23 protein-coding genes, 1 pseudogene and 1 riboswitch are annotated in these 25361 nt (G+C 30.5%); of the genes and pseudogenes, 4 read left to right on the plus strand and 20 right to left on the minus strand.

What is annotated here, in order from left to right:
- Positions 1 to 33 precede the first annotated feature (33 nt).
- The 3 genes from thiD to thiE are packed head-to-tail and all read left to right on the plus strand — an operon-like array spanning position 34 to position 2256.
- Positions 34 to 831 (plus strand): bifunctional hydroxymethylpyrimidine kinase/phosphomethylpyrimidine kinase, encoded by a 798-nt coding sequence (gene thiD / locus CCE28_RS20470; protein WP_095135871.1) that lies wholly within the window; start codon positions 34 to 36, stop codon positions 829 to 831.
- A 2-nt stretch (positions 832 to 833) separates the two neighbouring features.
- Positions 834 to 1643 (plus strand): hydroxyethylthiazole kinase, encoded by an 810-nt coding sequence (thiM, locus tag CCE28_RS20475; RefSeq protein ID WP_095135873.1) that lies wholly within the window; start codon positions 834 to 836, stop codon positions 1641 to 1643.
- A complete protein-coding gene (thiE, locus tag CCE28_RS20480; protein WP_095135875.1) occupies positions 1636 to 2256 on the plus strand; it encodes a thiamine phosphate synthase in 621 nt (206 codons plus the stop codon). Before thiM ends, thiE begins: the two co-directional genes overlap by 8 nt.
- 91 nt (positions 2257 to 2347) lie before the next feature.
- On the opposite strand, the pseudogene CCE28_RS20485 reads toward thiE, so the two are convergent.
- From CCE28_RS20485 to CCE28_RS20495, 3 genes and pseudogenes are all read right to left on the minus strand, one after another.
- Positions 2348 to 2737: pseudogene (locus tag CCE28_RS20485) on the minus strand (Csac_0668 family 2Fe-2S cluster-binding (seleno)protein); the annotation flags it as partial.
- Positions 2738 to 2861: 124 nt separating this feature from the next.
- Positions 2862 to 3815: a UV DNA damage repair endonuclease UvsE gene (gene uvsE, locus CCE28_RS20490; protein ID WP_095135879.1), complete on the minus strand. Its 954-nt coding sequence runs from the start codon at positions 3813 to 3815 to the stop codon at positions 2862 to 2864.
- A gap of 136 nt (positions 3816 to 3951) precedes the next feature.
- Positions 3952 to 4551, minus strand: coding sequence for a hypothetical protein (locus CCE28_RS20495; RefSeq protein WP_095135881.1), 600 nt, complete (start codon positions 4549 to 4551; stop codon positions 3952 to 3954).
- Positions 4552 to 4700: 149 nt separating this feature from the next.
- Here CCE28_RS20495 and CCE28_RS20500 point away from each other — a divergent pair, with 149 nt between their 5' ends.
- Positions 4701 to 5042, plus strand: coding sequence for a hypothetical protein (locus CCE28_RS20500; protein ID WP_095135883.1), 342 nt, complete (start codon positions 4701 to 4703; stop codon positions 5040 to 5042).
- 42 nt (positions 5043 to 5084) lie between these two features.
- On the opposite strand, the gene CCE28_RS20505 is transcribed toward CCE28_RS20500, so the two are convergent.
- The 17 genes from CCE28_RS20505 to CCE28_RS20585 all read right to left on the minus strand — a co-directional run bounded on the left by CCE28_RS20505 (position 5085) and on the right by CCE28_RS20585 (position 25332).
- A complete protein-coding gene (locus CCE28_RS20505; RefSeq protein WP_095135885.1) occupies positions 5085 to 5732 on the minus strand; it encodes a class I SAM-dependent methyltransferase in 648 nt (215 codons plus the stop codon).
- A 24-nt stretch (positions 5733 to 5756) separates the two neighbouring features.
- Positions 5757 to 6098, minus strand: coding sequence for a DUF1292 domain-containing protein (locus tag CCE28_RS20510; RefSeq protein ID WP_095135887.1), 342 nt, complete (start codon positions 6096 to 6098; stop codon positions 5757 to 5759).
- Between the two features lie 112 nt (positions 6099 to 6210).
- Positions 6211 to 7353, minus strand: a complete 1143-nt coding sequence (gene iadA, locus CCE28_RS20515; protein WP_095135889.1) for a beta-aspartyl-peptidase — start codon at positions 7351 to 7353, stop codon at positions 6211 to 6213.
- 12 nt (positions 7354 to 7365) lie between these two features.
- Positions 7366 to 8796: a Na+/H+ antiporter NhaC gene (gene nhaC, locus CCE28_RS20520; protein WP_095135891.1), complete on the minus strand. Its 1431-nt coding sequence runs from the start codon at positions 8794 to 8796 to the stop codon at positions 7366 to 7368.
- 152 nt (positions 8797 to 8948) lie between these two features.
- Entirely contained in the window at positions 8949 to 10949 is a 2001-nt protein-coding gene (locus CCE28_RS20525) for a sigma-54 interaction domain-containing protein (RefSeq protein ID WP_176461947.1), read from the minus strand.
- Between the two features lie 358 nt (positions 10950 to 11307).
- On the minus strand, positions 11308 to 12495 hold the full coding sequence (hisS, locus tag CCE28_RS20530) for a histidine--tRNA ligase (protein WP_095135895.1): 1188 nt from the start codon (positions 12493 to 12495) through the stop codon (positions 11308 to 11310).
- 603 nt (positions 12496 to 13098) lie between these two features.
- Positions 13099 to 15051 (minus strand): GGDEF domain-containing protein, encoded by a 1953-nt coding sequence (locus CCE28_RS20535; RefSeq protein WP_095135897.1) that lies wholly within the window; start codon positions 15049 to 15051, stop codon positions 13099 to 13101.
- Positions 15052 to 15175: 124 nt separating this feature from the next.
- Positions 15176 to 16081: a hypothetical protein gene (locus CCE28_RS20540; RefSeq protein ID WP_095135899.1), complete on the minus strand. Its 906-nt coding sequence runs from the start codon at positions 16079 to 16081 to the stop codon at positions 15176 to 15178.
- A 140-nt stretch (positions 16082 to 16221) separates the two neighbouring features.
- Entirely contained in the window at positions 16222 to 16821 is a 600-nt protein-coding gene (locus CCE28_RS20545) for a hypothetical protein (RefSeq protein ID WP_095135901.1), read from the minus strand.
- 310 nt (positions 16822 to 17131) lie between these two features.
- Positions 17132 to 17554 carry a VOC family protein gene (locus tag CCE28_RS20550; protein WP_095135903.1) on the minus strand — a complete coding sequence of 141 codons (423 nt, stop codon included), beginning with the start codon at positions 17552 to 17554 and terminating at the stop codon, positions 17132 to 17134.
- Between the two features lie 124 nt (positions 17555 to 17678).
- Complete coding sequence (locus CCE28_RS20555; RefSeq protein ID WP_095135905.1) at positions 17679 to 19097, minus strand: NCS2 family permease; 1419 nt, start codon at positions 19095 to 19097, stop codon at positions 17679 to 17681.
- A gap of 237 nt (positions 19098 to 19334) precedes the next feature.
- Positions 19335 to 19434: riboswitch (purine riboswitch) on the minus strand.
- Between the two features lie 73 nt (positions 19435 to 19507).
- Positions 19508 to 20302 carry a CPBP family intramembrane glutamic endopeptidase gene (locus tag CCE28_RS20560; RefSeq protein ID WP_095135907.1) on the minus strand — a complete coding sequence of 265 codons (795 nt, stop codon included), beginning with the start codon at positions 20300 to 20302 and terminating at the stop codon, positions 19508 to 19510.
- A gap of 119 nt (positions 20303 to 20421) precedes the next feature.
- A complete protein-coding gene (locus tag CCE28_RS20565; RefSeq protein WP_095135909.1) occupies positions 20422 to 20796 on the minus strand; it encodes an iron-sulfur cluster assembly scaffold protein in 375 nt (124 codons plus the stop codon).
- A gap of 249 nt (positions 20797 to 21045) precedes the next feature.
- Entirely contained in the window at positions 21046 to 21687 is a 642-nt protein-coding gene (locus CCE28_RS20570; protein ID WP_095135911.1) for a DUF4085 family protein, read from the minus strand.
- A gap of 229 nt (positions 21688 to 21916) precedes the next feature.
- Positions 21917 to 23347, minus strand: a complete 1431-nt coding sequence (locus CCE28_RS20575; RefSeq protein ID WP_242973046.1) for a spore germination protein — start codon at positions 23345 to 23347, stop codon at positions 21917 to 21919.
- A 12-nt stretch (positions 23348 to 23359) separates the two neighbouring features.
- Entirely contained in the window at positions 23360 to 24454 is a 1095-nt protein-coding gene (locus CCE28_RS20580) for a GerAB/ArcD/ProY family transporter (RefSeq protein ID WP_176461949.1), read from the minus strand.
- Between the two features lie 203 nt (positions 24455 to 24657).
- Positions 24658 to 25332, minus strand: coding sequence for a GerAB/ArcD/ProY family transporter (locus tag CCE28_RS20585; RefSeq protein WP_176461950.1), 675 nt, complete (start codon positions 25330 to 25332; stop codon positions 24658 to 24660).
- Positions 25333 to 25361: the final 29 nt, after the last annotated feature.

The raw sequence follows: 25361 nt of genomic DNA on the forward strand, positions 1-25361 counted from the left end.
CATGTTTTTTTATTTTTAAGGAGAGTGATTATATTGAAACATTGTTTAACCATTGCCGGGTCTGATTCCTGTGGTGGAGCTGGAATTCAGGCAGATTTAAAGGCTTTTAGTGCCCTTGAAACTTACGGTATGAGTGTTATTACAGCCATAACAGCTCAAAATACCCAGGGAGTTTTTGCAACTCAAAACATTGATCCTGAAATAGTGTCTAAACAAATTGAAGTATTATTTGATGACATAAAAATAGATGCTATAAAGATAGGTATGGTATCTACTATAGATATTATAGAAGCCATATCTAAATCCCTTAAAAAATTTTCTTTACCTAAATTAGTAGTTGATCCAGTTATGATATCTAAAAGTGGCTTTGATTTATTAAAAAAAGAATCAAAGGACGCTTTAGTAAAGGAACTTTTCCCTATTGCCTACATAATCACACCAAATTTACTTGAAGCACAGGATATATTAGGTTATGAGATTAAAACTGTAGAAGACATGAAAAAAGCTGCAAAGGATCTTCATAAGCTAGGACCTGAAAATGTTTTAGTAAAGGGTGGTCACTTAGAAGGTGATGCCATAGACGTTCTCTATGACGGAGAAAACTATCATATATTTGAAGAAAAACGTATAGATTGTATTCATACCCATGGTACGGGTTGTACTTTATCTTCAGCCATAGCTGCCCATTTAGCTAAGGGATTTGATTTGGTAGATGCAGTTAAATACTCTAAAGATTATATTTCTACTGCCATTGCCCATGGAATATCAATTGGAAAGGGAGTAGGTCCTACTAATCACTTCTACAATCTATATAATAAAAAGGAGGAGTAATCATGCTTAATAATGAATTTGAAAAGGCATTTTCACTACTAAAAAGTAATTCACCATTAGTTCATCACATAACTAACTATGTGACGGCCCATATTTGTGCTGATATGACCTTGGCTATAGGAGCATCTCCCGTTATGGCAGATGCCATAGAAGAGGTAGAAGAAATGGTTAGTATGAGTAGTTCTTTAGTAATAAATATAGGAACTTTAAATGAAAGAACTGTAAAATCCATGATAAAAGCAGGAAAAAAAGCCAATGAATGTGGAACTCCTGTAATTTTAGATCCAGTAGGAGCAGGAGCTACTACCTTTAGATACGAAACTACAAAAAAATTAATAGAAGAAATAGATTTTGCTATCATAAAGGGAAACCTATCTGAAATAAAGACCATAGCAGGTCTTAGTACAAAATCTCGTGGTGTAGATTCTATAGATATGGATTCTAATTCCCACAATATTGCAAGAGAATTAGCTAAAAAACTAAATTGTGTAATTGTCATTACAGGACAAGAAGATATAGTATCTGATGGTGAAACTACCTTAGTATTAAAAAATGGTACTCCCCTTCTTGGGTCCATTACAGGAACAGGATGTATGAGTGCTTCTTTAATAGGATCTTTTGTAGGGGTTGGTCTATCCCCTTTAACTAGTGCTTCCCTTGCCATTTTAACCATGTGTATTAGCGGAGAAATTGCAGCTAGACGCCTCTCTAATGATTCTGGTTCTAAGTCCTTTAAAACATATTTAATAGACGCCGTATACAATATGGAATATGATACAATTTCTAAGGAGATGAATGTGGAATATGTATAATCTAGATGATAAAAAACTATATTTAGTAACGGACATGTTTAATTTTTCCTTTCAGGAACTTTTACAAAGGGTTGAAAAGGCCATAGAAGGAGGATGCACCATAGTTCAAATCAGAGAAAAGTCTGCAAGTTCAAGGGAATTTTATGAAAGGGCTATGGAGATGAAAGAACTATGTGAAAAACACGGTGCTCTTTTCATAGTAAATGATAGGATAGATATTGCTTTAGCTGTTGATGCCCACGGCATTCACCTAGGACAAAGTGATTTATCTATAGACATTGCAAAAAAAATTCTTGGTAAAGATAAAATCATAGGTATTTCTGCCAATAACATTGAAGATGCAAAGGAAGCTGAAGAAAAGGGAGCCCATTACATAGGAGTAGGAGCCATATTTCCTACTACCACAAAAAATGATGCCCAACATGTAGATTTAAATACTTTGTATCATATTCAATCCCATATTAATATTCCAATCTATGCCATAGGTGGAATTAATTTAGACAATGCATGTGAAATTTCAAATAAAAAAATACATGGAATAGCCATATCCTCATGTATTTTAAAAGCCAATTGCCCTAAAGAAGCATCCTCAACTTTAAAGAAATTATTTTAATATTTAGTTGATAGTAGTCTCTATAACTGCTATCAACTTTTTTAGTTTCTATGAAATCATAAGAATCTATATATACAAACTTCTAATAGCATTAATCTTCCTTCTCTATTATCTTTAATATTTCACTTCCGCAACATTTTCCAGATGGATTTTCAATTTCACAATTACATTTACCCATAGTACCAGCTATTTTATTTACTTCAACTATAGTTCTAGCTCCATGTTCCCTAACTACCCTTATTACTTTTTCTTCTGTAATCTCGCTACAATAACATATATATTTTGGATTGGCATCTTCCTTAAAAGCCACTGGAACTTTAATTTTATCCTTTTCTATTACAACATTACCTGAATAATATACTACGTCACATTTACTGTCTTTACATAAAAAATACTCTTTCTCTGAAATGTGCCTATTATCTTTCACTAAGTGCCTTACAGTTATAGGTTTAATTAGCTCTCCCTTATTACCGCATTTAGGACAAGACTCTTTTTTTAGTGTTTCCCCAACACTATTAACAGGTCCTCAACAGTTTTTCTTCATAGTTCTCACCTCAACCATATGATACCATATAAAAAAATAAAAATGGGACCTAGTCACATCTTTAAATTTCCAATGTAGTTTCATCAATCCATTTCCATTCTGGTTTATTTTCTTTTATTTTTTCAATTAAATTAAACATGGCTAAATCTTTCTTTTTAGCTTCTATCATCACATCAAAATCCCTATTTAAATGCTGGCATTTTTCTATAAAACCAATGAAATCTTCTATTCTAATGTAATCTGCATGTTTCCTATCGTTCCCCCCCTCTTTAGGGCTAGATATGTGGATTTTAGGAGGAAAATATTCACCCTCCCATGTATCAAATATGGGTTTTATAATATCTTTTATTTTTTCACCTTTATTATTACAAAGATGATGATGTATATCTAATACCATAGGTGCCTTAATTTCATCACAAATGTCAAGTACTTCCTTTGCAGTAAAGGTTTTATCATCGTTTTCAAATATTAATCTACCCTTTAAAATATCGGGCAGTTTATGAAAGTTTTCAATTAACCTTTTAGTTGCCTGCTTTTTTCCCCCTTGGCTGGACCCTATATGTATAACCATTTTCCCTTGAGGATATTCCATACATTCAAAGTGTTTATTATGATGCATTAAATTCTTTATGGTTTTTTCTATCACATCCTCTTTAATACTATTTAGTACATTAAATTGATCGGGATGGGTATCTACCCTCATGTTATATTTTTTTACTATATTTCCTATAATTTTTAAGTCTCTACAAAAATACCTTTCAAAGTCCCACTCTACTTCTGGATGAGTTGCCAAGGGTATTAGTTTGGATGTTATCCTATAAAAGTGTATATTATTTTTACCATTATACTTTAATATTTTCTCTAATGCTTCCACATTTGATCTAGTTACTCGTTTTAACTCCATTAATTTTTTTTCTGTTGATAGGGTTTTATATCTAGCAAATGTAAGGTTGCTAGATGTGGTGATTTTCCCTAGTTTAAGAGCAATAGCCACATAACCAAATCGGATTTTCATAAAATCATTCCTTTTTTTAATAATAATAATTGGTCTACCCTTTATACTTAATACACTTTTAGTATTCTTTCATTATTAAAATTTTATGTTAAAAAAAATCCATGTTTTATATAATATAAAACATGGATTTTTATAGTTACTCCATAATAAGTTTTACTTCTAATGCCCATTTAGACTTCTTTGCATCCTCGTCCATAGATTCACTGCTTTCGAAATTTTCTCCTTCATAAGCATATAATAACCAAACTGGAATTTTTTCTCCTAATTCTATTTCTTTATCCTTTTCTATTTTTTTCATCTCATAATAAAGGCCGGACTCAAATTTGTCTATGAATTGTATGGATGTGGTATTTCCTTCCTCCTGTGAAAAAACTGTTATCATTTTAAACTCTGAGTCATTATCATCATCATAAACTTCCTTTAAGGATATGGAAAATTCACCCTTAATCTCTTCTTTAAAATCAACTTCCATTAAATTTCCCGTATTTTTAACCTTTCCATTCTCCCAAATTTCATAAATACTTTTTAATTTTTTACCTTCCCCCTCATAATCAACTTTTACACAGCCGCTTATAATTTCCAAGTGAGGTTCTAACTTTTTATATTTACCTTCAAATAATTCTGATTTTCCTATAATGTTTTCATGTTTTGACTTTGTCATATATCTTATACCAAATAAAATCAATGCTACACATATGATTAAGAGTACAATTTTCAATACTTTTTTCTTATTCATAATACCCCTCCTAATTTAATTGTATAGTTTTTTTCTCCTAATATGCTAAAAATATGAGACAAGATTTAAAAATATTTAATTGCCCTTTTATTGCCACAAAACTGTCACATTAAAAGGATACACTATAGTTAAAAGAAAGGAGAGATAACATGAAAAAATTAATTTCTTTAGTACTAACTATCATATTAGTACTTTCCGTATCTATAGTTGCCTTTGCAGATGATACAACACCAAGTAAAGGTTACTTTAGCAATTCTGGTCTAAGTAAAGAAGAAATACTAGAAAAGAAGATGGAAAGAATTGACGAAATGGTTAAAGAAGGTACTTTAACTGAAGAGAAGGCTGCAGAATATAAGAAATTCATTAAAGAAAGATTGGAAACTTGTGAATATCCAGGACAAAATAGAGGAACTGGAAAAGGTATGAGACTAGGCTTTGGTAGAGGTAAAGGAACAGGTAGAGGCCTAGGCAGAGGTCCCTGTTGTCAATAAATAGAAAGACGGTTATTAAATAGTTAATAACCGTCTTTTTATTTATTTTTTCCTAAATGATATTATTGATTTGTCATCACTATATAGTATTTCCAAATTAAAAATTTCAGCTATCTTTTCAAAGGTTTTTAGTGAGTAAAAGGATATATGTGTAGGGTCCCTTCTATACCACCAATCTTTAAAGACTTCTATATCTTTAGGAGGAAACATGGTCATTACAGCCAGTACACCCTTTTCCTTCAAAAGATCTACTATATTCTTAATATCACAGATAGGCTCATGAAAGTGTTCAAAAACTTCTGTGGAAGTTATTAAATCATATTTTCTTGACTTATAATCCACATCCTTTGCATAATGTCTATCATATATGTATGAGTTGAATCCTCTTCTTTCTAATAATACAGATAATACAGGCTCTGGTCCTGAACCATAATCTAGAGAATCTCCCTTATGTACAAATTCACCAGTTGCCTTATCTAGAAAGTTTTCAAATCTAGCCACATATTTTTCATCTTCCAAAGAATTATTATGCTTATCATATACATTTCTCTCTTCTTCATAGGAAACATGATGAACATTACTTTGGAATATGAAGTCACACTCTCCACATTTAAAATACTCATGATTAAATTGAGTATCTAATATTAAGGTAGTATGACTTTCACAAATCTTACACTTTATATTGCTCATCTTACACCTCGTATAATGGTATATCTATTGAAATAATTCTTTAAAAGCTTTAGCAACTATTTCAAATTCTTCGTCACTTTCTATCTGATCTAAAACTGGACCTTCTTCTGTTTCTTCAAAAGTATATATAAATGCATCTTCTTCTCCCACAGGAAGTAAAGCTATATACTCTTTATTTTCTACTTCAAATACACCTATAACTTCACATTCTAACTCTTCTCCATCATCTAAAGTTAAGTACATCTTTGCAGCTTCTTCATGGGAATGATGTCCACAACCTCCACCGCAGCAACCTCCATCTTCATGCTTATGCTCATGCTTATGCTCATGCTCACCATTGTTACAACCACAATTATGTTTTTCCATAAAATCATTCCTCCTAGTGTTGATAATTAATTTCATTCTAATTATACCCTAAAATCCACAAAATTAAAATCAAAAGAGACTACTATTTTTATACATAGTAGCCTCTTTACATTTATTCGTAGGTGCCCCTCACAATTATATCCTTATTTAATATCATAATCTTACCTCGAGCTATTACCGTGTCTATATCTAAATTTTCATCTACTATTAAAACATCTCCACAGGAACCTTCTTCTATGGATCCCTTCTTTGGATATAGTTTTAATCCCTTTGCCACGTTACTTGTGAAAAATCTAAGGGCCTCTTCCATTTCAAAGGAATTACTTTTCACCATATACTTAAATTCTTCATATAAAGTATCTACTTGGGATACACCTATTTGTGTCATATTTCCCTTAGAATCGTATTTAGACCAACTACCATATCCATCTGAGCTTATGGTTATATTATCCATAGGAACATTCTCTTCTATAGCCATCTTTATAACTTTTCCTGGTCTTAAATCTTCATATATTCCGCAAGTTAAGTCTATATAACCACCCTCTTTGGCAAATTCAAAGGATTCATGTAATAATTCCACTTTTCTATTCACATGGGTAGGCCTTATAGTTCCTATTGGTAGATCTGAATCATTTATTATATCTTTAATAGGTTTTAATCCCTTTTTACCATTTCCCATATGAACGATTACTATACCTGCCTTATCAGAAAGCATTCCTGCCACACGAGCTTCTGAAGCTACCTGCTTTAATTGATCCTTTGTCACATGAGATGATCTATGGTCTGATAAAGCTATTTTAACTCCTATTATCTCATCTATGAATAATATATCCTTTTTAATAGATTCTGTTAAAGTTATAGTTGGATATTCATAGGAACCCGTTGCCAAATATACGGATAGGCCTTCTTCCTTCAAACCCTTTGCCTTTGCAACTAAATTTTCTATACTTCTCGTAGTTCCATCCGTACCTAACAATCCTAATACGGTAGTTATTCCACCTTTAGTTAACTTACTTAAAGTTATTTCTGGAACTCGAGTTTTAAAGCTACCTTCACCGCCACCGCCAGTAATATGAACGTGCTGATCAATAAATCCTGGTACCATTTTTTTACCCGTTCCATCAAGTATTTCTACTTTGTCATTCTCCATATGGATCATGTCATCTATACGAAGAATTTTTTCTCCCCCTAATAGTACATCTTTTTTCCCAATATATTTTGGTGTATACACTTGAATATTCTTAATTAAAATCATAAGTCTACTCCTTTATGCCCTTTGCTTTTTATCTTCTCCTGTATCATCTATCTTAGCTATTCCTATACCCGTTATGGCTAGTATTATGGCAACTACGATTCCCATATAATTTAAAACAGCCCAAGGTAAATATTCAACTGTACTTACCCCTAAGGTAGATGCCATATATGCACCAGCTGCTGACCAAGGTATTAATGGAACTAATACGGTTCCTGAATCTTCTAATGTTCTAGATAAGTTTTTCGCATGTAAATTTTTCTTCTTATATACATCTTTAAATAGTTCTCCAGGAATTAATATTGATAAGTAGGAACTTCCTGTTACAAAGGCCACCGTAAAACAAGATCCTATAGTTGATAATATAATTCCACTTGTTGATTTTACTCTCTTCATTATTTCTTGTAAAACAACATCAAGCATTCCTGCTTTACTTACAATACCTGCAAATCCCATAGCACAGAATATAAGTACTGTAGTTCCTGTAACAGATACTACCCCACCCCTATTTATAAGACGAGTTACTTCCCAAATTACTTCACCTTCATATCCTGTCATACTTACATTAAAACCTTTTACTATGGCTGTAAAACCATTTTTAAAAGTAAATCCTTGAACAAATACTCCTAAACAGACAGAGAACAAGCTCGTTCCTAGCATAGTGGGTATGGTAGGCCATTTTTTAACGGACCCAATAATAATTAATATTACAGGAAGAATCAAAACAATATTCCAACTAAACATTGCGTCTAATTGATTTAACATTACATTTACAGTCTCTGGAGTATTTATGTTCCCAGAAGCATTAAGACCAACTACAAAGTATACAATAATTGATATAATTGACGCTGGTACAGTAGTATATAACATATGCTTAATATGTTCGTATAATTCACTTCCTGCAGCTATTGGTGCAAGATTTGTAGTATCAGATAAGGGTGATATTTTGTCTCCAAAATATGCTCCAGCAACTACAGCTCCTGCTGTTGCAGGTAATGATACTCCAAGACCACCTGCTATACCCATAATAGCAACCCCTATAGTTCCAGCAGATCCCCAAGAAGTTCCTGTTACCGTAGATACTATGGCAGTTATTATAAATGCCGTAACTAATAAAAATTTAGGATTAACAATCTGAACACCATAGTAAATTATCATAGGCACTGTTCCTGAGAACATCCAAGAACCAATTAAAAATCCCACACTCCATAGGATAAGAGTTGCAGGAAGTGCTCTAGCTATTTTTTCAATAATAGCCTCTTGCATTTCCTTCCAACTATATCCTAACTTCCAGGCTATGACTCCAGCCACAAAAGCCGATAAAATAAGTAGGGGCTCTGTTCTAAACTTAAAATACCCATAACCAATTGCTAAAGACAATACCATAAATATAATAGGAATTAGTCCCTGCCCTAACGAAGGCTTTCTCTTTTCTCTTACAGACATTACATTTCCTCCTTAATTTTATTTTGTATATTCTTATCGCAATTTTCGTGCCATGTGTTTTTACTAACTTTTCTCTATTTTCTAACAAATTCTTCTTATAACTCTTTTATTTATGGATAAAATTATCCACTTCCAGGTCATAATCATCCATGTTATAGGTTATAAGATTCTAATATGCCCATTCCCCTTTTAGTGATCATACATCCACCTTTTCCATCTTCATTCTTAATCAATTGTTTTTTCTTTAACTTTCCAATTATGCCCCTTATTTTTCCCTCTCCTATAGGAAATTCTTCTTTTTCAGCCATACTCTTTAATTTATTTCTTCCAATTCCCCTATTGTCATTTATTTTTTCTAATACCCATAATTCGTTTTTATCTAAAAATATTTTTTCATCCTTTTCACTTTCATCAATCATATAATGGGGAAGTTCATTTACACTTAATTTTTTTCCTTCATATAATAGGGATATATATTCTACCACATTTATTAATTCCCTAACATTGCCCCGCCACTTGTAATTCTGTAAAAATTCTATAGCATCCTTTTCTATTACCTGGTTTATACATGATATATTTCTGTCATTAAAATATATCATAGTAAAATGATTTAACAGATAATTAATATCCTCTTTTCTCCTTCTTAAAGGAACAGTTTTTAATGGTAATATATTTAATCTAAAAAATAAATCTTCCCTAAACTTCTCTTTATCTATTAGCTTTATGAGATTTTTATTAGTAGCTCCAATAATCCTTACATCCACTAATATTTCTTCAGCTCCACCTACACGTCTTATCCTCTTTTCTTGAAGGACCCTTAATAGTTTCACTTGAAAATCTAAGGGCGCATCTCCAATTTCATCTATAAATATAGTTCCTCCATTGGCCATCTCAAACAATCCAGCCTTTCCTCCCTTTTGTGCTCCCGTAAAGGCCCCTTCTTCATATCCAAATAATTCACTTTCCAATAGATTAGGAGTTATGGCTGCTATATTAACTGGAACAAAGGGTTTGTTTCGCCTATAGGAATTGACGTGAATTCCTTGAGCTATAATTTCCTTTCCCGTACCATTTTCTCCCTGTATTAAAATAGTTCCATCGGTCTTAGAAAATTTTTCTGCAAGCTTAATAATTTTCTTAACATCTTCATTGCTAGTCATATAATCCTTTAATGTGTATAATTTATTTACAAATTGCTTCTCATAGTTTTTCTTAATTTTTTGATTGAGTTTTGATATTCTATCCGTATATTCCATATAAACAATATATCCAATGTGATGTTCAAAGACTATTTCATCTATATTCACTAAAATTTGTCTACCTTCTATTTCAGTTATTATGGATTCACTAGTCTTTTTAGAGAAGTCTAATTCTAATATATATTCTTGAATTCTCTTCATATATAGATCTTTTTTCTTCTTTCCTAACATACTATCAAGTTTATAATTAGTTCTTATTATACGGCCTAAATTGTCCACATACCCAATTCCAGATTCCACGTTATTAAAAATTCCTTCTAACAACTTTTCCGATTCCCTTGCTATTCTACGATTTATTTCTATGGATTTAGATATTTTAACTATATCCTTTACATATTGAGTTGTTAAATTCATATTTATATTCTTCTCTATTTTGAGATAGGATAGAATTTCATGGATAGTATTTATGTCTACTATTCTAGTTCCAATATTCATTACATGGGTCACATAGGATGGTACCAATTGCTCTTCCCCAGGTGTTATGGCAATGTGTAGTTTAGGAAATTCCTCAACCCCTGGATAAACAGGATGATATATTAAATCTTCAAAACCAATCTCTCTCAATTGTTCAATAGCTTCTAATGCAGAGTCCTCACTATCATTTACAAGTAGTACTTCTGTGGACGGAGGCAAACTTATTATACTTTGTATATTTTTATGATTTATTACCCTTTTAGCTATTACATAATCTATTTGCCCTTTCATTTCCCTTAAAACTATGGATGCTACCACATCACTTGTAAATAATATTAAATCCGTATCTAATTCCATATGTCTAACATATCTTGTTTGAAGCACTTCTATATTTATATAGGACCCTATCAACTTTTCTATTTGCTCTCTAATTCTATTTCCAGTAATTTTTCCCATACTTATAATAGTTAATTTCTTCATATTAATCCTCCATAGTTTTTCTCTCATATTTTATATAAGCTGTCCCATCCCCTTTATCTATTCTATACCTAAACCACTTCAAAACCAAATAAACTCTAGCTACTTACAAGGGAATATGAATAAAAAATTTTTAGAAGGTGGAACATCAGAACATCCTATGCTGCAAACAATTGTGAACCTTCTACCGCGATTATAATATTCACACTTTATAGTCTGATAGTGACTTACCATATAAACGTTTTTATTTATATGACCCAAGTAAGTTCATATAACTTTAGTTTGGAAGTAGTTTATCCATATAAAATATGTAAATTCTATACCTAAGTAAAAAAGATTCCCCTGTGGGAATCTTTTTTACTTATTTCTCATCAACTATTATTATTTCTTCATATCCTTCATTTCTTAATCTTTTCATTCTCTTATCTATTTTATTTTTATTGAAATTGTATACGGATACTATATTTCCATCACTAATCAATTCTTCTGACATACTTATGGCTTTATCAATATATTTATCATCTATAAAAACTAGGCCTATTTTCTTCTTTTTATTTGGTATTTTGAATCCATTTTCTTTGAATATAGATATGATTCTTTCAAAACCTATAGAGAATCCTACAGCTGGGATAGGTTCCTTTTGGAATTTGTTTAGAAGATTATCATACCTACCTCCACCAGCTATAGAGCCTTTAAACTCGTCACTCACTATTTCAAAGATAGGTCCTGTATAATAGCCCATTCCCCTTACTAGTGTAGAATCAAATACAATAGGATATTTTTTACTTACCACATTAATCAATTTCTCAAGTTCCTTTGAATATTCATTGTCAAAAGTACTCAAATCACTATTTAAATTTTTCATTAAATTATCTATTTTATCTTTTGCAAATCCCTTTGATACTAATTCCTCAACAACACCTTGATTACCTACCTTATCCATTTTATCTACTGTAATACATACTGTATTAAAATCATCTTCTTCAAATCCAGCTGACAACACTAATTCTTTAAGTAGTCTTCTGTCATTAATTTTAATAGTAAAGTTTTCAAATCCTAGCTCATATAAAGCCTTTGGTACTGTAATCATTAAGTCTATCTCCGCATAAATACTTTTATCTCCTATAATATCTATATCGCATTGTGTAAATTGGCGAAATCTTCCCTTCTGTGGTCTTTCAGCTCTCCATACATATCCCATTTGAAAGGCCTTAAAAGGCATAGGTAAATCATTTCTATTGTTAGCATAAAATCTACTCAGTGGTAATGTCAAATCAAATCTTAACCCTAAGTCACATAAAGCATTTTCAGATAAATCATCAAACTTTAGTTTCTCTCCTCTTTTTAAAATCTTAAATAGTAATCTTAAATTTTCACCACCATCACTATTATTAAGTAGTTCTAAGTTCTCAATGCAAGGTGTCTCTATTTGGGTATAACCTCTGCTAGCATATACTTTATTAATAGTTTCTTTCACCCAATTACGTAATTCCATGTCCTCTGGTAATACTTCAAAGGTTCCTTTTACTGGTTTAGTTCTAAATTTCATAATGATTTCTCCCTTCCTGTATTTTTCAAATAATAAAAAAGACATACTTCGTATGCTTCGCTAGGAAACCCTATGGTTTCCTTCGACGATTGCTATCGCAATCTGAGCACCTTCCTTCAGAACAGGCAGGGGAACTTTTCCCCTACAACCCCTTCTTTTTTTATTGATTTATATGTTTTATATTAATTAACTTTCTTATACAATAAAAAAAGTGCAGGTAATTATACCTGCACAAGGGTCCTTGTATATAAACAATACATCACCAACTCACAGATACAATACCTTTTAAATACCTTTAGGCTTGTATCTATGGAGAAATTTTTTCCATAAAGCAAGCCTCTTTAATGATGCATATGATGATGTAATAATAATCCTTTAATAGTATTCATTTTATATTCTCCTAAAATTTAGTTTTTTGAAGTATAACATAATAAAACAACTTTTTCAAGGTCTTATTAATTGACTATTTATTATAATTTATTAACAAAGACCTCTTTTAGTTCTTATATTTTATATTGTATTACCAATAATATATATTATGCCCATATAATTAATATTAATTGTAAGTCATATTCAAGTCCTTATTTTTTTCTCCCTTTTATTTTAACTTACTCTTCCTATATAGTAGGTATTTTTCCCCTGTCTCTTAGCCTCATACATGGCCTTATCTGCCACATTAATTAGTTCTTCCTTATCTTGTCCATCCTGAGGATATAAGGCAATTCCTATACTAACTCCTACCCTAATTTCTATTTCATCCACTTTTACCGTCTTTTTTATGGCCGCTATTGTTTTTGTAGCTATGTCTTTATGCTCATCCATATTATTACGTTTAGTTATTACAATGAATTCATCTCCACCAATTCTATATAATCTATCCTTTTCATTAATAGATTTTAACCTATCACTTATTTGCCTTAATACTTTATCACCTATTTTATGTCCATAATTATCATTTACTTCTTTAAACCCGTCTAAATCCAAGTAGTATATACCAAAGTTTCCGTTTTCATCTTTTATCTTATTAAAATCATTATTAAAGCTGTGTCTATTATACAATCCTGTTAGCTCATCATGATAGGCCATATAAGAAGACTTTCTACTCATATCCACATATTTAGTCACATCATTTACAAATCCTAGTACTTCTCTGTCTTCACCTTTGCCTTTATCCTTAGAAACTGGAATGAGTATGACCTCATAAAATTTATTATTATTTTCATACTCATAACTGATCTTTTCATTGTTAAATGCCTTTTGCAAAGGTTCACTGGCCTTTTGTATAAACTTATTTGAATATACTTCTTCCATTGATTTTGGCTCCATATCCTGGGATACATAGTTTTTTTCTTTCACTAGACGACCATCATTATAAACTATATAAAATGATTTATCCGTCCTCTGCTTACATCGAAATACATAATCTGGCACATTTAATAGGGCATCTTTAAATTGTTCTATTGTATTTAAACGATCTTTTTCCATATTAAGTATTTTATTGTATTTTACCTGCTCTTTATTTATTATGATAGATGTTATTAAACTAACAAACAAACTTAATACTATTCCTATAATAATAAACAAAATTTCATTATCTTCAAAATATCCCTTTTTAACTAGGGCACAAATAACTTTATGTTTATCTAATGGTATAAAAGCCAATTTATAATTTTTCTCATTGTATTTTACGGGATGAAATTTTACCTTTTCTAAATTTGAAAGAATTGCTGGTTCTATGCCAAAACTAATAAAATCTTTTCCTTTTAAATTTCCAAATTCCATTATAGGATCATATGTTAATTTCCTCTTAGGCTCCTTATATGTAATCCAGTTGTCCTTATCTATTATACCTATCATTTCTATACTGTTAACCTTTTCACTATATTGATTTAACAGCTTATTCAATCTTTCAGCTCCATCGTAGCTATATTTTTCTTCATCTATAATTCCATTTATCAAGTAATTTTGTTCTTCATTCAAATAATATGCAAATTTATAGTAATGCTTTCTTCCTGTTTTCCTAAATTCGTTATACAGATATGATTTAGGACCAACCCAATAATCTTCCTTTCCATACCCTTTATTAATACTTACACTTCCCATACCGAATAATTGTATAAAGGCATCATTCCAATATCCCCAACTGGATGTATCTGCTCCTACTTCTGCCGCAACAGTAGATTTTGAGATATATACTTTACCATCTTTTTTCTTTTCCAATATGGCCAATTGTGATAAATCATACTTCTTTTTATATTTGTTTAACATTTTCAAGTCTATATCCTTTAAGGGTATATTTTTCATGTCAATAGATAGGTCTTTTAACCTATAGTATAAATCTTCTTCTATATCACTTTCATTGTAATAGGCGAACTTGTAATTTTCCTCAATTGATACCTTTAATGAAGACGACAAAAACTCAAGAAATTCTTCTTGAGATTCATTAAATTTATTCACCATAAAAAAATATATTGTCATAAACATCACTAGTGCAATTAGAAAACTTATTATCACGAGTTCTAATGTTCTCTGGCGTTTAATCCTATGCACTTCCATACAAATCCTCCCGTTGTCCTATTTACAATTTTCAACCCCTATTTTAGAATATCATATTTTTCCATAATTAAACAGTATATCCATCTATTTTCCATTTTTTTCTAATCATGATTAAGTACTTACCTTAGAACCTATAGTCCGTTTTCTTCTTATATGTTCTTCCTAAATAATCTGTAATTATCACTTCTATATCTTCATAAGAATCTTGTGTACTTTCGTATTCTACTACGTCATCATATTCTATCCTTTTAAATTCCATATCCCTTTCAAATTCAAAGGGATTATATATACTAGCTTTCTCATGTATAATCTTACCATCTTTAAATATTTCTATTTCTTTTTTAGGTTCATCATTACTATAAACATTAACTTTAATATCCTTTAATCTCAGTTTGTCTTTATTTAATTTATCATCTAGGCCCTTAAAAATATAGTCTAGTCTATTACCTACTTCCACCCTAAATTTTAAAATTACATTTCCCTTTCTATTACTCTTTTCTATAAAATCCATATCTATATTTAATCTATCCTCAATGGCACTGGCCAACTCTAAGGATTCTAATCTTTCACTTATTATATTATTTTCATTTTTAGCTACTACCTTAACATCATAATCACTATCACCACTCAACTTTAAGTTGGCATTATAGTTTAAGTTCCCTAAATCTTTTGCTAAAACTTCATTCCACTCTTCAACTTTTCCATTTTTTCGTCTTCCATAGGATATATAGACCTTATGTTCCTTATCTAGTTCACGTAAACTCCAACTAAAATTAACTTTAGCAATCTTAAAATCTTCATCAATGGACATAAATTCATGACGCTCATTATATAACCATTGTTTTTCATTATATATCTTATTCATAGTATTTTGTACGCTGGATTCCATATTTCTTACTTCATTTTCCACTCTTTCTATGGAATTCATGACCCTATTCACATTATTTTCTATCCTTTTAATGTTAAAGTACATGTTAATGTTTAATATTAATAGGCACCCTATAATTATATACAGTCCTTTTTTCTTCATTTTGTTCCTCCAAAAAGCATTATAGTACACAACTCTATATAGTTCGCAATATAAATAAAAAGTCCTTCTTTTCTTTAAAAAAAGGACTTTTTATATAATTTTATTTAATAAGTTGATTAATTACCAATTGAATATTCATTTTATATATTCATTACAGATAATCCAATTTCCTTTACTTTACCATTATCTAATTTAAAATTTAATGTATAAGTTCCAAATCCACCCTGTCCATAACTATATGTAATTGCTACAGGATTGTTTTTCTCATCATAAGATATGAATCCTCCATTTTCATAATATGCTCCATATATGAATTTATTTCCTACCTCATCTATGGTTCCTGTACTCTCATATGGAAACTTATTAATTACAGATTCAAATGTGTCTCCTATCTTAATATTTCTAGGCCCATTTATTTTCTCATCTTTAATTATTATTTGTCCTACTGTATGTTGACCTACCCCCATTGGGTCAAATTCCACATATCCAAAATCATAATAATTTTTGATTAGTTCACCTTCCCAAACTTCATCATAGATTTTTTCCACTTTTATAGGTTCTCCTAACAAGTTCTCTACGTCAACCTTTTTCATATCAATATTAACACCTAATATTTTCACATCTTCAATTGAAAATATTTTTTTCTCTAAAGCTTCCTGTTTTTTTTCTTTAGTAGTACAACCAGCAAAACTAGAAATAATAAATATTAATATAACTATTCCTACTAACCCCTTTTTCATATTTTTATCACCCTTCCCTACTTTTATTTATATTGTTGCCATGATTTAAATGAATATATCTTACCTTACAAAATAATTTCATAACTTTGTATATTTTTTCTTTTTATTAAATTCATTAATGGCTTATTATGCATATACCACATTTTTTCTTTTTTGGTGTAATTTTTCACTTTTAAATCATTTTATCATAGTATCTTATGCCTATCAATATATGTAACAATATGGTAATAATATGTAATATAAATGCAAATGTACACAATAAAAAAACTCTTTTGGTCATATGACCAAAAGAGTTTTTAGTTTCCATAAATTAAGCGTAGAATCTCAAATCATCCCTATTAGATTTATAGGTTTTAATTCTCTCTTCCCTACTCTTGGTATGAAATTCAAAAATATAGCCATCAGGATCTCTAAAGTATATAGATTCCCAATTTCCCGTATGATCTACTCTTCCCTTTATAAAATCTATTTCTAATGATTGTAGCTTGTCAATAAATTTATCATAATCAGATTCATCAATAGAAAAACTCATATGGGAAGATGGATCAGATTTCTTATTTTTACATATATCCTTTTCCACATTGAGAGCAATCCATAAACCATTTAAATCAAAATAAGCTAGATTTTTTCCTTCAACTAATAATTTAGCGCCAAAGACCTTTTGGTAAAATCTAATGGATTTTTGTAAGTCAGAAACGGAAAACATCATATGATTAATTCCCTTTATGTCCACATTTACCCCTCCTAATCCAACCTAAATTTATATATACTCTCAATATTCTTTTTCTAATTGGAAAGTCCTTCCTATTTTTTCATATATTTAAAGTTTTTTAGACTTATAAAATCTTTTAATCATATTACTCAGGTAAAAGTATAAACCTAATGATAAATAATATTCCTAAAATATACATAATAGGATGTACTTCTTTATGCTTTCCTACTGCTATTTTCATAATTGGATAAAATATAATTCCCGTTGCTATACCATTAGCTATGCTGTAACTAAATGGCATCATTGCTATAGTAAAGAAGGCTGGTACAGCCTCACTAAGGTCAGTAAAATTAACATCTTTTATAGATTCCATCATTAAAACTCCAACAACTATTAATGCAGGTGCTGTAGCTTGAGCTGGTACTATTCCTACCACTCCTCCGAAAAATAAAGACAATACAAATAATACACCTACCACTAATGTAGTTAATCCCGTTCTTCCACCTTCCGCAATTCCTGCTGTAGACTCCACATATGTGGAAGTTGTAGTTGCCCCAAACATGGAACCAAAAGTAGTTGCTATAGCATCTGTAAGTAATGCTTTTTTCATATTTCTAATTTTTCCATCAGGTTGGATCATTTCTGCCCTTTGAGCAGTACCAACTAACGTTCCTATAGTATCGAATAAATCAACTAAACTAAAAGTAAGTACTACCATGACTATACTAGTTATGGCTCCTATTACACCCTTTCCTCCATGGGCTAACAATCCTCCAAAGTCCATTTTCATAAATGTAGGCATTATGGATGGAGGTGCACTTATTATTTTAAGACCACTCACTTGAGTAATTCCCATAGGTATACCTATTATGGTAGTTAACAATATGGATATTAACATGGCTCCCTTAACTTTTCTTGCCATTAATATACACATGATAATTATTCCAATTAAAGTTAAAAGTACATTTTTATTGGTAAAATCTCCGAAACTCATTAATGTCCCCGGGTTAGCTACTACAACACCACCACTTTTTAGTCCTATTAAGGCTATAAAAAGTCCAATTCCAGCTGTTATGGCCACTTTAATATTATTAGGCAGGCAATCAACTATTTTTTCTCTAATGGATGTAATCGTAATAAGTATAAATAATATTCCAGATATGCTTACTGCTGCCAAGCCCTGTTGCCATGTGTATCCAAGAGTTAAACATACACTATATGAAAAAAATGCTGTAAGACCTATTCCTGGTGCAACAGCAAAGGGTAAATTAGCATACAATGCCATTATCAAAGTTCCTATGGCAGAGATAATACAGGTTCCTGCAAATGCTGATGCCACAACTTGGTCATTCATAGTATTTAAATTACCAGCAGCATCCCCTAGTAGACCAAGGCTGTTCATTCCTGATGCCTTTAAGATATTAGGAATTACCAATAGGGCATAGGCCATTGTAACAAAGGTAGTGAATCCTGCCAATATTTCTGTTCTTATATTTGTATTATGTTCTTTTAATTTGAAAAATGATTCCAATAGATTTTCTGAATTTTTTTGTGTTATCTCCATGTACATATCCTCCTAAAATAATTTTGAACATAAAAAAGGCATACTCCGTATGCTTCGCTAAGAAACCCTATGGTTCCTTTCGACGATTACTAGCGTAATCTGAGCATCCTCCTTTAAAGAGACAGGGGAATTCTTCCCCCACATCCCCTTATTTTTTAATTTATAATTTCTTATAAATTAAAAAATCTCCGTCACAAGATATAAGCAATCCTGATGACAGAAATCATCTCCTAAATTATTCTAAGCTGGATTACTCATAGTGAGAAATTTATGGTTTCTCGTAGAAACTCCTGATCCATATTATCAGTATTATATGAGTGACGTTTATAAAATTTATATTGTTAAAAATCATAACACCATAAAAAAATAAAGTCAATAGAATGACTTTATTTCAAATGATTTGGAATTTTTTAAATTTTCCCTTTTAAAACTCTATTACCTATAATCACACCTATTAGGAACAATAGTATTGCCAACAAGTATATCCACAAAGGTATATTTACTATCTTTCCAAAGGAATGATTTTTATTAATTCTCACATACAATATGCTTATGAGATTATATAAGCTATGACCATATACACACACATATAAAGACTTGGTTTTATAAAAGCATATGGATAATATGATTCCTAATGTAAAGGGAGCTATTAGTTGCCATGGATTAAGATGAAATAAGGTAAATATTCCAGTGGAGTAAAATATGGCCTTGGGTGGGTCATATTTTTTTAAAAAGCCATTAAGTATAATTCCTCTAAATAAACATTCTTCAACTATAGATGCTACTAACACTCCTCCTATTAGGGATCCTAATAAACTTATATTTCCTCCAAATAGATTTTCAAATAAAACTTTTATTTCTTCTTTCATAGGAATGAATGTAAGTACTAAATTTTCTATCCTCACAATAATTATAAATGAGGATCCTATAATAATAGTAAGTGGAAATAAATAATGGATAATTTTTTTATCATAGTAAAAAAAAATCTTTAAATTCACACCCATGTTCTCATTCTTTAGATAATTTAATAATATAAAAAAGCTAAGGATAGTTTCCATAGAATATATACCTGGATTGTTAGGACTAATATTAAATATACTGCCTAATAATACTAAAATGCAATCACAAGTGATGGTTATTAATAAGTACACACTTAATATGATTGTGGCAGAGCCTACAGATAAATAATCATTTCTTTCATCCATACAAGCCTCCTACTTTATTTCGCTTATTAAGTATATATTCTAAATAAACTTATCCCATTCCATTTGTATAATATAAAAAAAGATACAGTTCTATTAACTGTACCTTAAATGTCATAAGACTATTTATCCTTTCTATTCCTTGCATAATCTACTATGGCCTTTTTCAAAGCCAAGGACCCTAATACAGAGCAATGTTCTTTTTCTGGTGGCAATCCTCCCAGACTTTCTATTATATTCTTTTCAGAGATAGCATAAGCTGCCATAACAGGTTTATCCTTTGCTAATACAGTTGTCATACTACTAGATGCAATAGCACCACAGCAACCATGTACCTGAAATTTTATATCCTTTATAAAATCATTATGTACTTTTATGTATATCTTCAAATAATCTCCACATTCTGGATCCCCGGCTACTCCCATTCCATCATAATTTTCTATCACTCCCACATTTCTTGGATTTTGAAAGTGATCCATTGTTATTTGTGAATACATAACCATCCCCCTAGTTTTAAGCATATGCCCTTTATTTATAATTATACCATAAAAAAGGCATACTTCGTATGCTTCGCTAGGAAACCCTATGGTTTCCTTCGACGATTGCTACAGCAACCTGAGCACCTTCCTTTGAATCGGGCAGGGGAACTCTTCCCCTACAACCCCTTCTTTTTTTATTCATTTATATGTTTTGTGTCAATTAACTTTCCCAGACAATAAAAAAAGATACAGCATTAGCTGTATCTCCTAAACTTGAATCACTTGAACATGATCTGCTATTATTCTCATTTCACCTTCATCTAATAGTAACCTATAATCAAATTTACCTTCATCGCATAAATGAACTTCTTCATATAAACATAACCTAGATATACTATTTTCAGGCATATCCAATACCTTTATTCCCTCAAATAATATTCTAAAGTCTCCACCCCTATAGCAGTCATAACAGCATGAACTACCATCTAACTCTATTATAAGTTCATCTTCCTTAGGTCTTTGAATATCTAGTATTATGGCATCATGTATACTACATTTTTTAAATTCAACCATGCTTGTTGGCAATGAGTTTGCAATTTCTCTATAATACTGATTATATTCACTACACATATTTTCCCATTTTTCATGAAATTTACTTACTAACTCAGGAATTTTTAATTGTAACGCTTCCGATGGACCTTCTTCTGTATATAGCCTTTCCCCATTAGCTATATATTCTCCTAATTCCGGTATCATACTTACTATTGCCTTTTGGTATGTAGATTCCTTGTCTTTGAATTGTTCTTCATAAGATTCTCTCCAAAACTTCTTAACATTCTTCTTTTCTCTAAATAGAGATAATTCTGTAAGCCCCATTACATCATATAAGTTTCTTTTAAAAAACTTCATCCAAACCCCTCCAAAGCATCTTCTCAAGATTATAAACTTTTTCTTATGATTTTACTATAGACACTATTTATAACAAATAAAGTATTTTAATTTAACAACTATATGCTACATCTATTGAATTACATTTTATTCCACTAATTAATTATATCACAGTTGTTCTTCTCATCAAATACAGCATATGCTAATTACTTTCAAATGTAATGGAGGAAATTTTAAATTTCTTAAATATTTATTGTCTTGTCTTGTCCTGGGTATTTAAATACTTAGGTCTTTTTTTAGCTAGATTTATATCACTAAAAATATAATTTTTCAAGTCTGTAAAATTAAAAGGAGACATAGGAGCCACATAAGGTACTCCTAAGGTTGTAATAGAGCATAAATTGATTGTAATAAGTGTAAATCCCATAACAAATCCAAACAATCCAAATATACCCGTTATGAGAATCATAAAAAACTTTAGTATTCTAATTGGATTCATAATAGTATAATCAGGAGCAACAAAGGAGCACATAACAGATAGTGCTACAATAATAACCATAAGAGGACTAACAAGACCTGCAGCAACTGCCGCTTGTCCAATAACAATGGCTCCAACAATACCAATAGCTGGACCTATTTGTTTTGGAAGTCTTATACTGGCTTCCCGTAGTATTTCAGCTGTAAATTCCATTAATGTTGCTTCTATAAAAGCATTAAAAGGAACTGTCACCCTAGAACTTGCTATAGCCAAAATATATTGGGGTGGAAGTATATCCGGATGAAAACTAACCACAGCAACATACAAAGAAGATGCCGTTAATGATACGGCAAGAGCTACTACTCTCAATATTTTAGAAAACATTGCCAAATACATATTATCATAATGGTCATCACCCACATCTAAAAATTCAATAAAAGTTTTTGGCATAACTAAGGCTAGATTACTACCCTCTACAATAATAATAATCTTACCATCAAGTATGTTTGCACATGCCGTATCTGACCTTTCTACAATGCCCACCTGAGGAAACAGGTTAAAAGAGTCGTTTAATATAAATTTTTGAACATATCCTGATTCAAAAACCCCATCTATATTTATGGATTCTAATTTCTTTCTTACTTCCGTAACATACTTTTTATTTGTAATGTCTTTCATATAAATTAAACCAACATTGGTCTTTGTTCTTTTCCCAATTCTAAAATGATCTATTTTAAGGTTTTCGTCCTTTATTCTATATCTTATCAATGACATATTATCATCAAAATTTTCAGTAAAAGAGTCCTTAGACCCCCTTAGGGTAGTATCTATAACAGGTGGTTCAATGGACCTTTTTTCAACCTTCAAAGTATTTGCTACTATATACTTATCTTCATTAGGTGTGAAAATAATAGATGCTCCTGCTAAAATGTGATCAAGCATATTATTTTCATCATCATCAGTGGAAATATCATCTATATAAATAACGGAATTTACTATTTTATCAATACTAAGAATTTCATCCCTTCCATTTTGTAATATGGGTTTTATAATATTATTTGATAGACTGTCTTTATCTGTAATGTGTTGAACATATAGTATAAATACGTCCATATTCTTAATGGATAGTTTTCTTGTAGATATTCCTAAATCAGACTGCTTAAATTCTTTCATTTTATCCATAAATTTATTTTTAGCTTCCATATTATCCATCCTTTATATTTTCTTATCATATTTTTTTACCTTTGTAATTATTAATAATATTAATGGTATTACTCCCGCTGTTATCAACCCCAAATAACCAACATAATCCAGTATTTTTCCCACTTCATCAGCAGTCTTAGGTATCTGAGAAACAATAAAAGATGAAAGTATTACAATGAATGCAAGAATATTAAAATGAATTTTATTATAAAGTTTGTTAATCATAAAAATTGAACCATATGCCCCTAAAGTAATGGTACAAATTATGCACATAATCCATATAGTTAAAAAAATACCGTCTATCCTTTCTAAAAACTCAAGACTTTTTATGTCAATCCTTCTTATTGTAGCAAACAATGCGTCTTCATAATGAACAATACCATCCACTCCCATAACAGAAATACATGATTCTACATTAAGGATATAACAAAATCCTATAAGTCCTATCATAGCTATTGTGTATTTAAATATTTTTTTATTATTCTTATTGTTATCAAAGGGGATAATCACAAGTATTTCTATTCCTAAAAAAGGGACCAGGGTAACTAAAGTTGCTTTTACATATGCCCCCATATGCCCTGCTACAAAAAAAGGTTTTAAGTTGATTAACTTTCCTTGAGTAAACACAGCTCCATGTATAGTTAAGGCTGCTATGATTATAATAAGACCATATATTTCACAAACCCTTCCAATTACACTCAATTTTTTTATTACAGCATAATATACCACTAAAAAAAATATTAAATTTAATGCCCATACGGGAGTCTTTATTAATACCATAAGTCTAATGGCCTCAGAGGATATTCTTGTTACCATGGTAAAAAGAACAAAAAAATATATAATATATATAATCATGAATATGAATGTGATAAATTTCCCAACTAGTATGTTGCTATACTCATATATGGTTTTATTTTCATGTACATATGAAAGGTATGTAATTATATATGTGAAAATCATGGTTATTACTACAGAAATTAATAAGGTAAACCATGCTCCTGTACCTGCATTTTCTGTAATATCTTTAGGAAGACCTAAAGTACCATATCCCACTACAATTCCAAAAATAATAAAAGCAATCTGTCTATTTGTAAGAGATTCATTCATGCCCTTATCTCCTCCCCTTAAATTTATAATTCCCATTAATCTCTATACAATTCCAATTATTTCATTTTATTTAAAATTTTAAGGAATGATTTTTTCTTTAAAACCATTCCTTTCACCTTACAAATTATTTATAATTTTAGTCTTAACATTCCCATTTATATTGGCCTTTGTGAACCTATCTTCCCAATTCTATGATTAATAATTTACCTAGTTTTCTTATCATATTTCTTTACCTTTGTAATTATTAATAGTACCATTGGTATTAATCCTGCTGTTAACAATTCGAAATAACCAATATAATCCAATATTTTCTCCACCTCATCAACAGTCTTAGGTATCTGTGAAACAATAAAGGATAACAGAATCACAATGAATGCAAGAATATTAAAATGGATGTTCTTATACAATTTACTAATCATAAAAATTGAACCATATCCACCTAAAGTAATAGTACAAAATATGGCCATAAGCCATAAAACTATAAAAATACCATCTATCCTTTCTAAAAACTCAAGACTTTTTATATCAATCCTTCTTATTGTGGCAAATAGTGCATCTTCATAATGAATAATAACATCAACCCCCATGACAGAAATACAGGATTCCAAAACCATTATGTAAAAAATCCCTATAAATCCCATCATACCTATTACGTATTTAAATATTTTTTTATTATTCTTCTTTTTATCAAAGGGAATAATGGGAAGTATTCCTAACCCTAAAAAAGGGACTATGGTAACTAGGGTTGATTTTACATATGCACCTATATGTCCTACTACAAAAAAAGGTTTTAAATTGATTAACTTTCCTTGAGTAAACACAGATAAATGTAGTGTTATAGCACCTATGATCACAATTAAACCATATATTTCNATCACAATTAAACCATATATTTCACAAATCCTTC

Source organism: Anaeromicrobium sediminis, from assembly GCF_002270055.1.
GTDB classification, from domain to species: Bacteria; Bacillota; Clostridia; order Peptostreptococcales; family Thermotaleaceae; genus Anaeromicrobium; species Anaeromicrobium sediminis.

What these genes read in the sequence shown, in the direction of transcription:
- thiM (WP_095135873.1), top strand. Translation starts at nt 834, where the DNA reads ATGCTTAATAATGAATTTGAAAAGGCATTTTCACTACTAAAAAGTAAT.
- thiE (WP_095135875.1), top strand. Translation starts at nt 1,636, where the DNA reads ATGTATAATCTAGATGATAAAAAACTATATTTAGTAACGGACATGTTT.
- uvsE (WP_095135879.1), bottom strand. Translation starts at nt 3,815, where the DNA reads ATGAAAATCCGATTTGGTTATGTGGCTATTGCTCTTAAACTAGGGAAA.
- CCE28_RS20495 (WP_095135881.1), bottom strand. Translation starts at nt 4,551, where the DNA reads ATGAATAAGAAAAAAGTATTGAAAATTGTACTCTTAATCATATGTGTA.
- CCE28_RS20500 (WP_095135883.1), top strand. Translation starts at nt 4,701, where the DNA reads ATGAAAAAATTAATTTCTTTAGTACTAACTATCATATTAGTACTTTCC.
- CCE28_RS20505 (WP_095135885.1), bottom strand. Translation starts at nt 5,732, where the DNA reads ATGAGCAATATAAAGTGTAAGATTTGTGAAAGTCATACTACCTTAATA.
- CCE28_RS20510 (WP_095135887.1), bottom strand. Translation starts at nt 6,098, where the DNA reads ATGGAAAAACATAATTGTGGTTGTAACAATGGTGAGCATGAGCATAAG.
- iadA (WP_095135889.1), bottom strand. Translation starts at nt 7,353, where the DNA reads ATGATTTTAATTAAGAATATTCAAGTGTATACACCAAAATATATTGGG.
- nhaC (WP_095135891.1), bottom strand. Translation starts at nt 8,796, where the DNA reads ATGTCTGTAAGAGAAAAGAGAAAGCCTTCGTTAGGGCAGGGACTAATT.
- CCE28_RS20525 (WP_176461947.1), bottom strand. Translation starts at nt 10,949, where the DNA reads ATGAAGAAATTAACTATTATAAGTATGGGAAAAATTACTGGAAATAGA.
- hisS (WP_095135895.1), bottom strand. Translation starts at nt 12,495, where the DNA reads ATGAAATTTAGAACTAAACCAGTAAAAGGAACCTTTGAAGTATTACCA.
- CCE28_RS20535 (WP_095135897.1), bottom strand. Translation starts at nt 15,051, where the DNA reads ATGGAAGTGCATAGGATTAAACGCCAGAGAACATTAGAACTCGTGATA.
- CCE28_RS20540 (WP_095135899.1), bottom strand. Translation starts at nt 16,081, where the DNA reads ATGAAGAAAAAAGGACTGTATATAATTATAGGGTGCCTATTAATATTA.
- CCE28_RS20545 (WP_095135901.1), bottom strand. Translation starts at nt 16,821, where the DNA reads ATGAAAAAGGGGTTAGTAGGAATAGTTATATTAATATTTATTATTTCT.
- CCE28_RS20555 (WP_095135905.1), bottom strand. Translation starts at nt 19,097, where the DNA reads ATGGAGATAACACAAAAAAATTCAGAAAATCTATTGGAATCATTTTTC.
- CCE28_RS20560 (WP_095135907.1), bottom strand. Translation starts at nt 20,302, where the DNA reads ATGGATGAAAGAAATGATTATTTATCTGTAGGCTCTGCCACAATCATA.
- CCE28_RS20565 (WP_095135909.1), bottom strand. Translation starts at nt 20,796, where the DNA reads ATGTATTCACAAATAACAATGGATCACTTTCAAAATCCAAGAAATGTG.
- CCE28_RS20570 (WP_095135911.1), bottom strand. Translation starts at nt 21,687, where the DNA reads ATGAAGTTTTTTAAAAGAAACTTATATGATGTAATGGGGCTTACAGAA.
- CCE28_RS20575 (WP_242973046.1), bottom strand. Translation starts at nt 23,347, where the DNA reads ATGGAAGCTAAAAATAAATTTATGGATAAAATGAAAGAATTTAAGCAG.
- CCE28_RS20580 (WP_176461949.1), bottom strand. Translation starts at nt 24,454, where the DNA reads ATGAATGAATCTCTTACAAATAGACAGATTGCTTTTATTATTTTTGGA.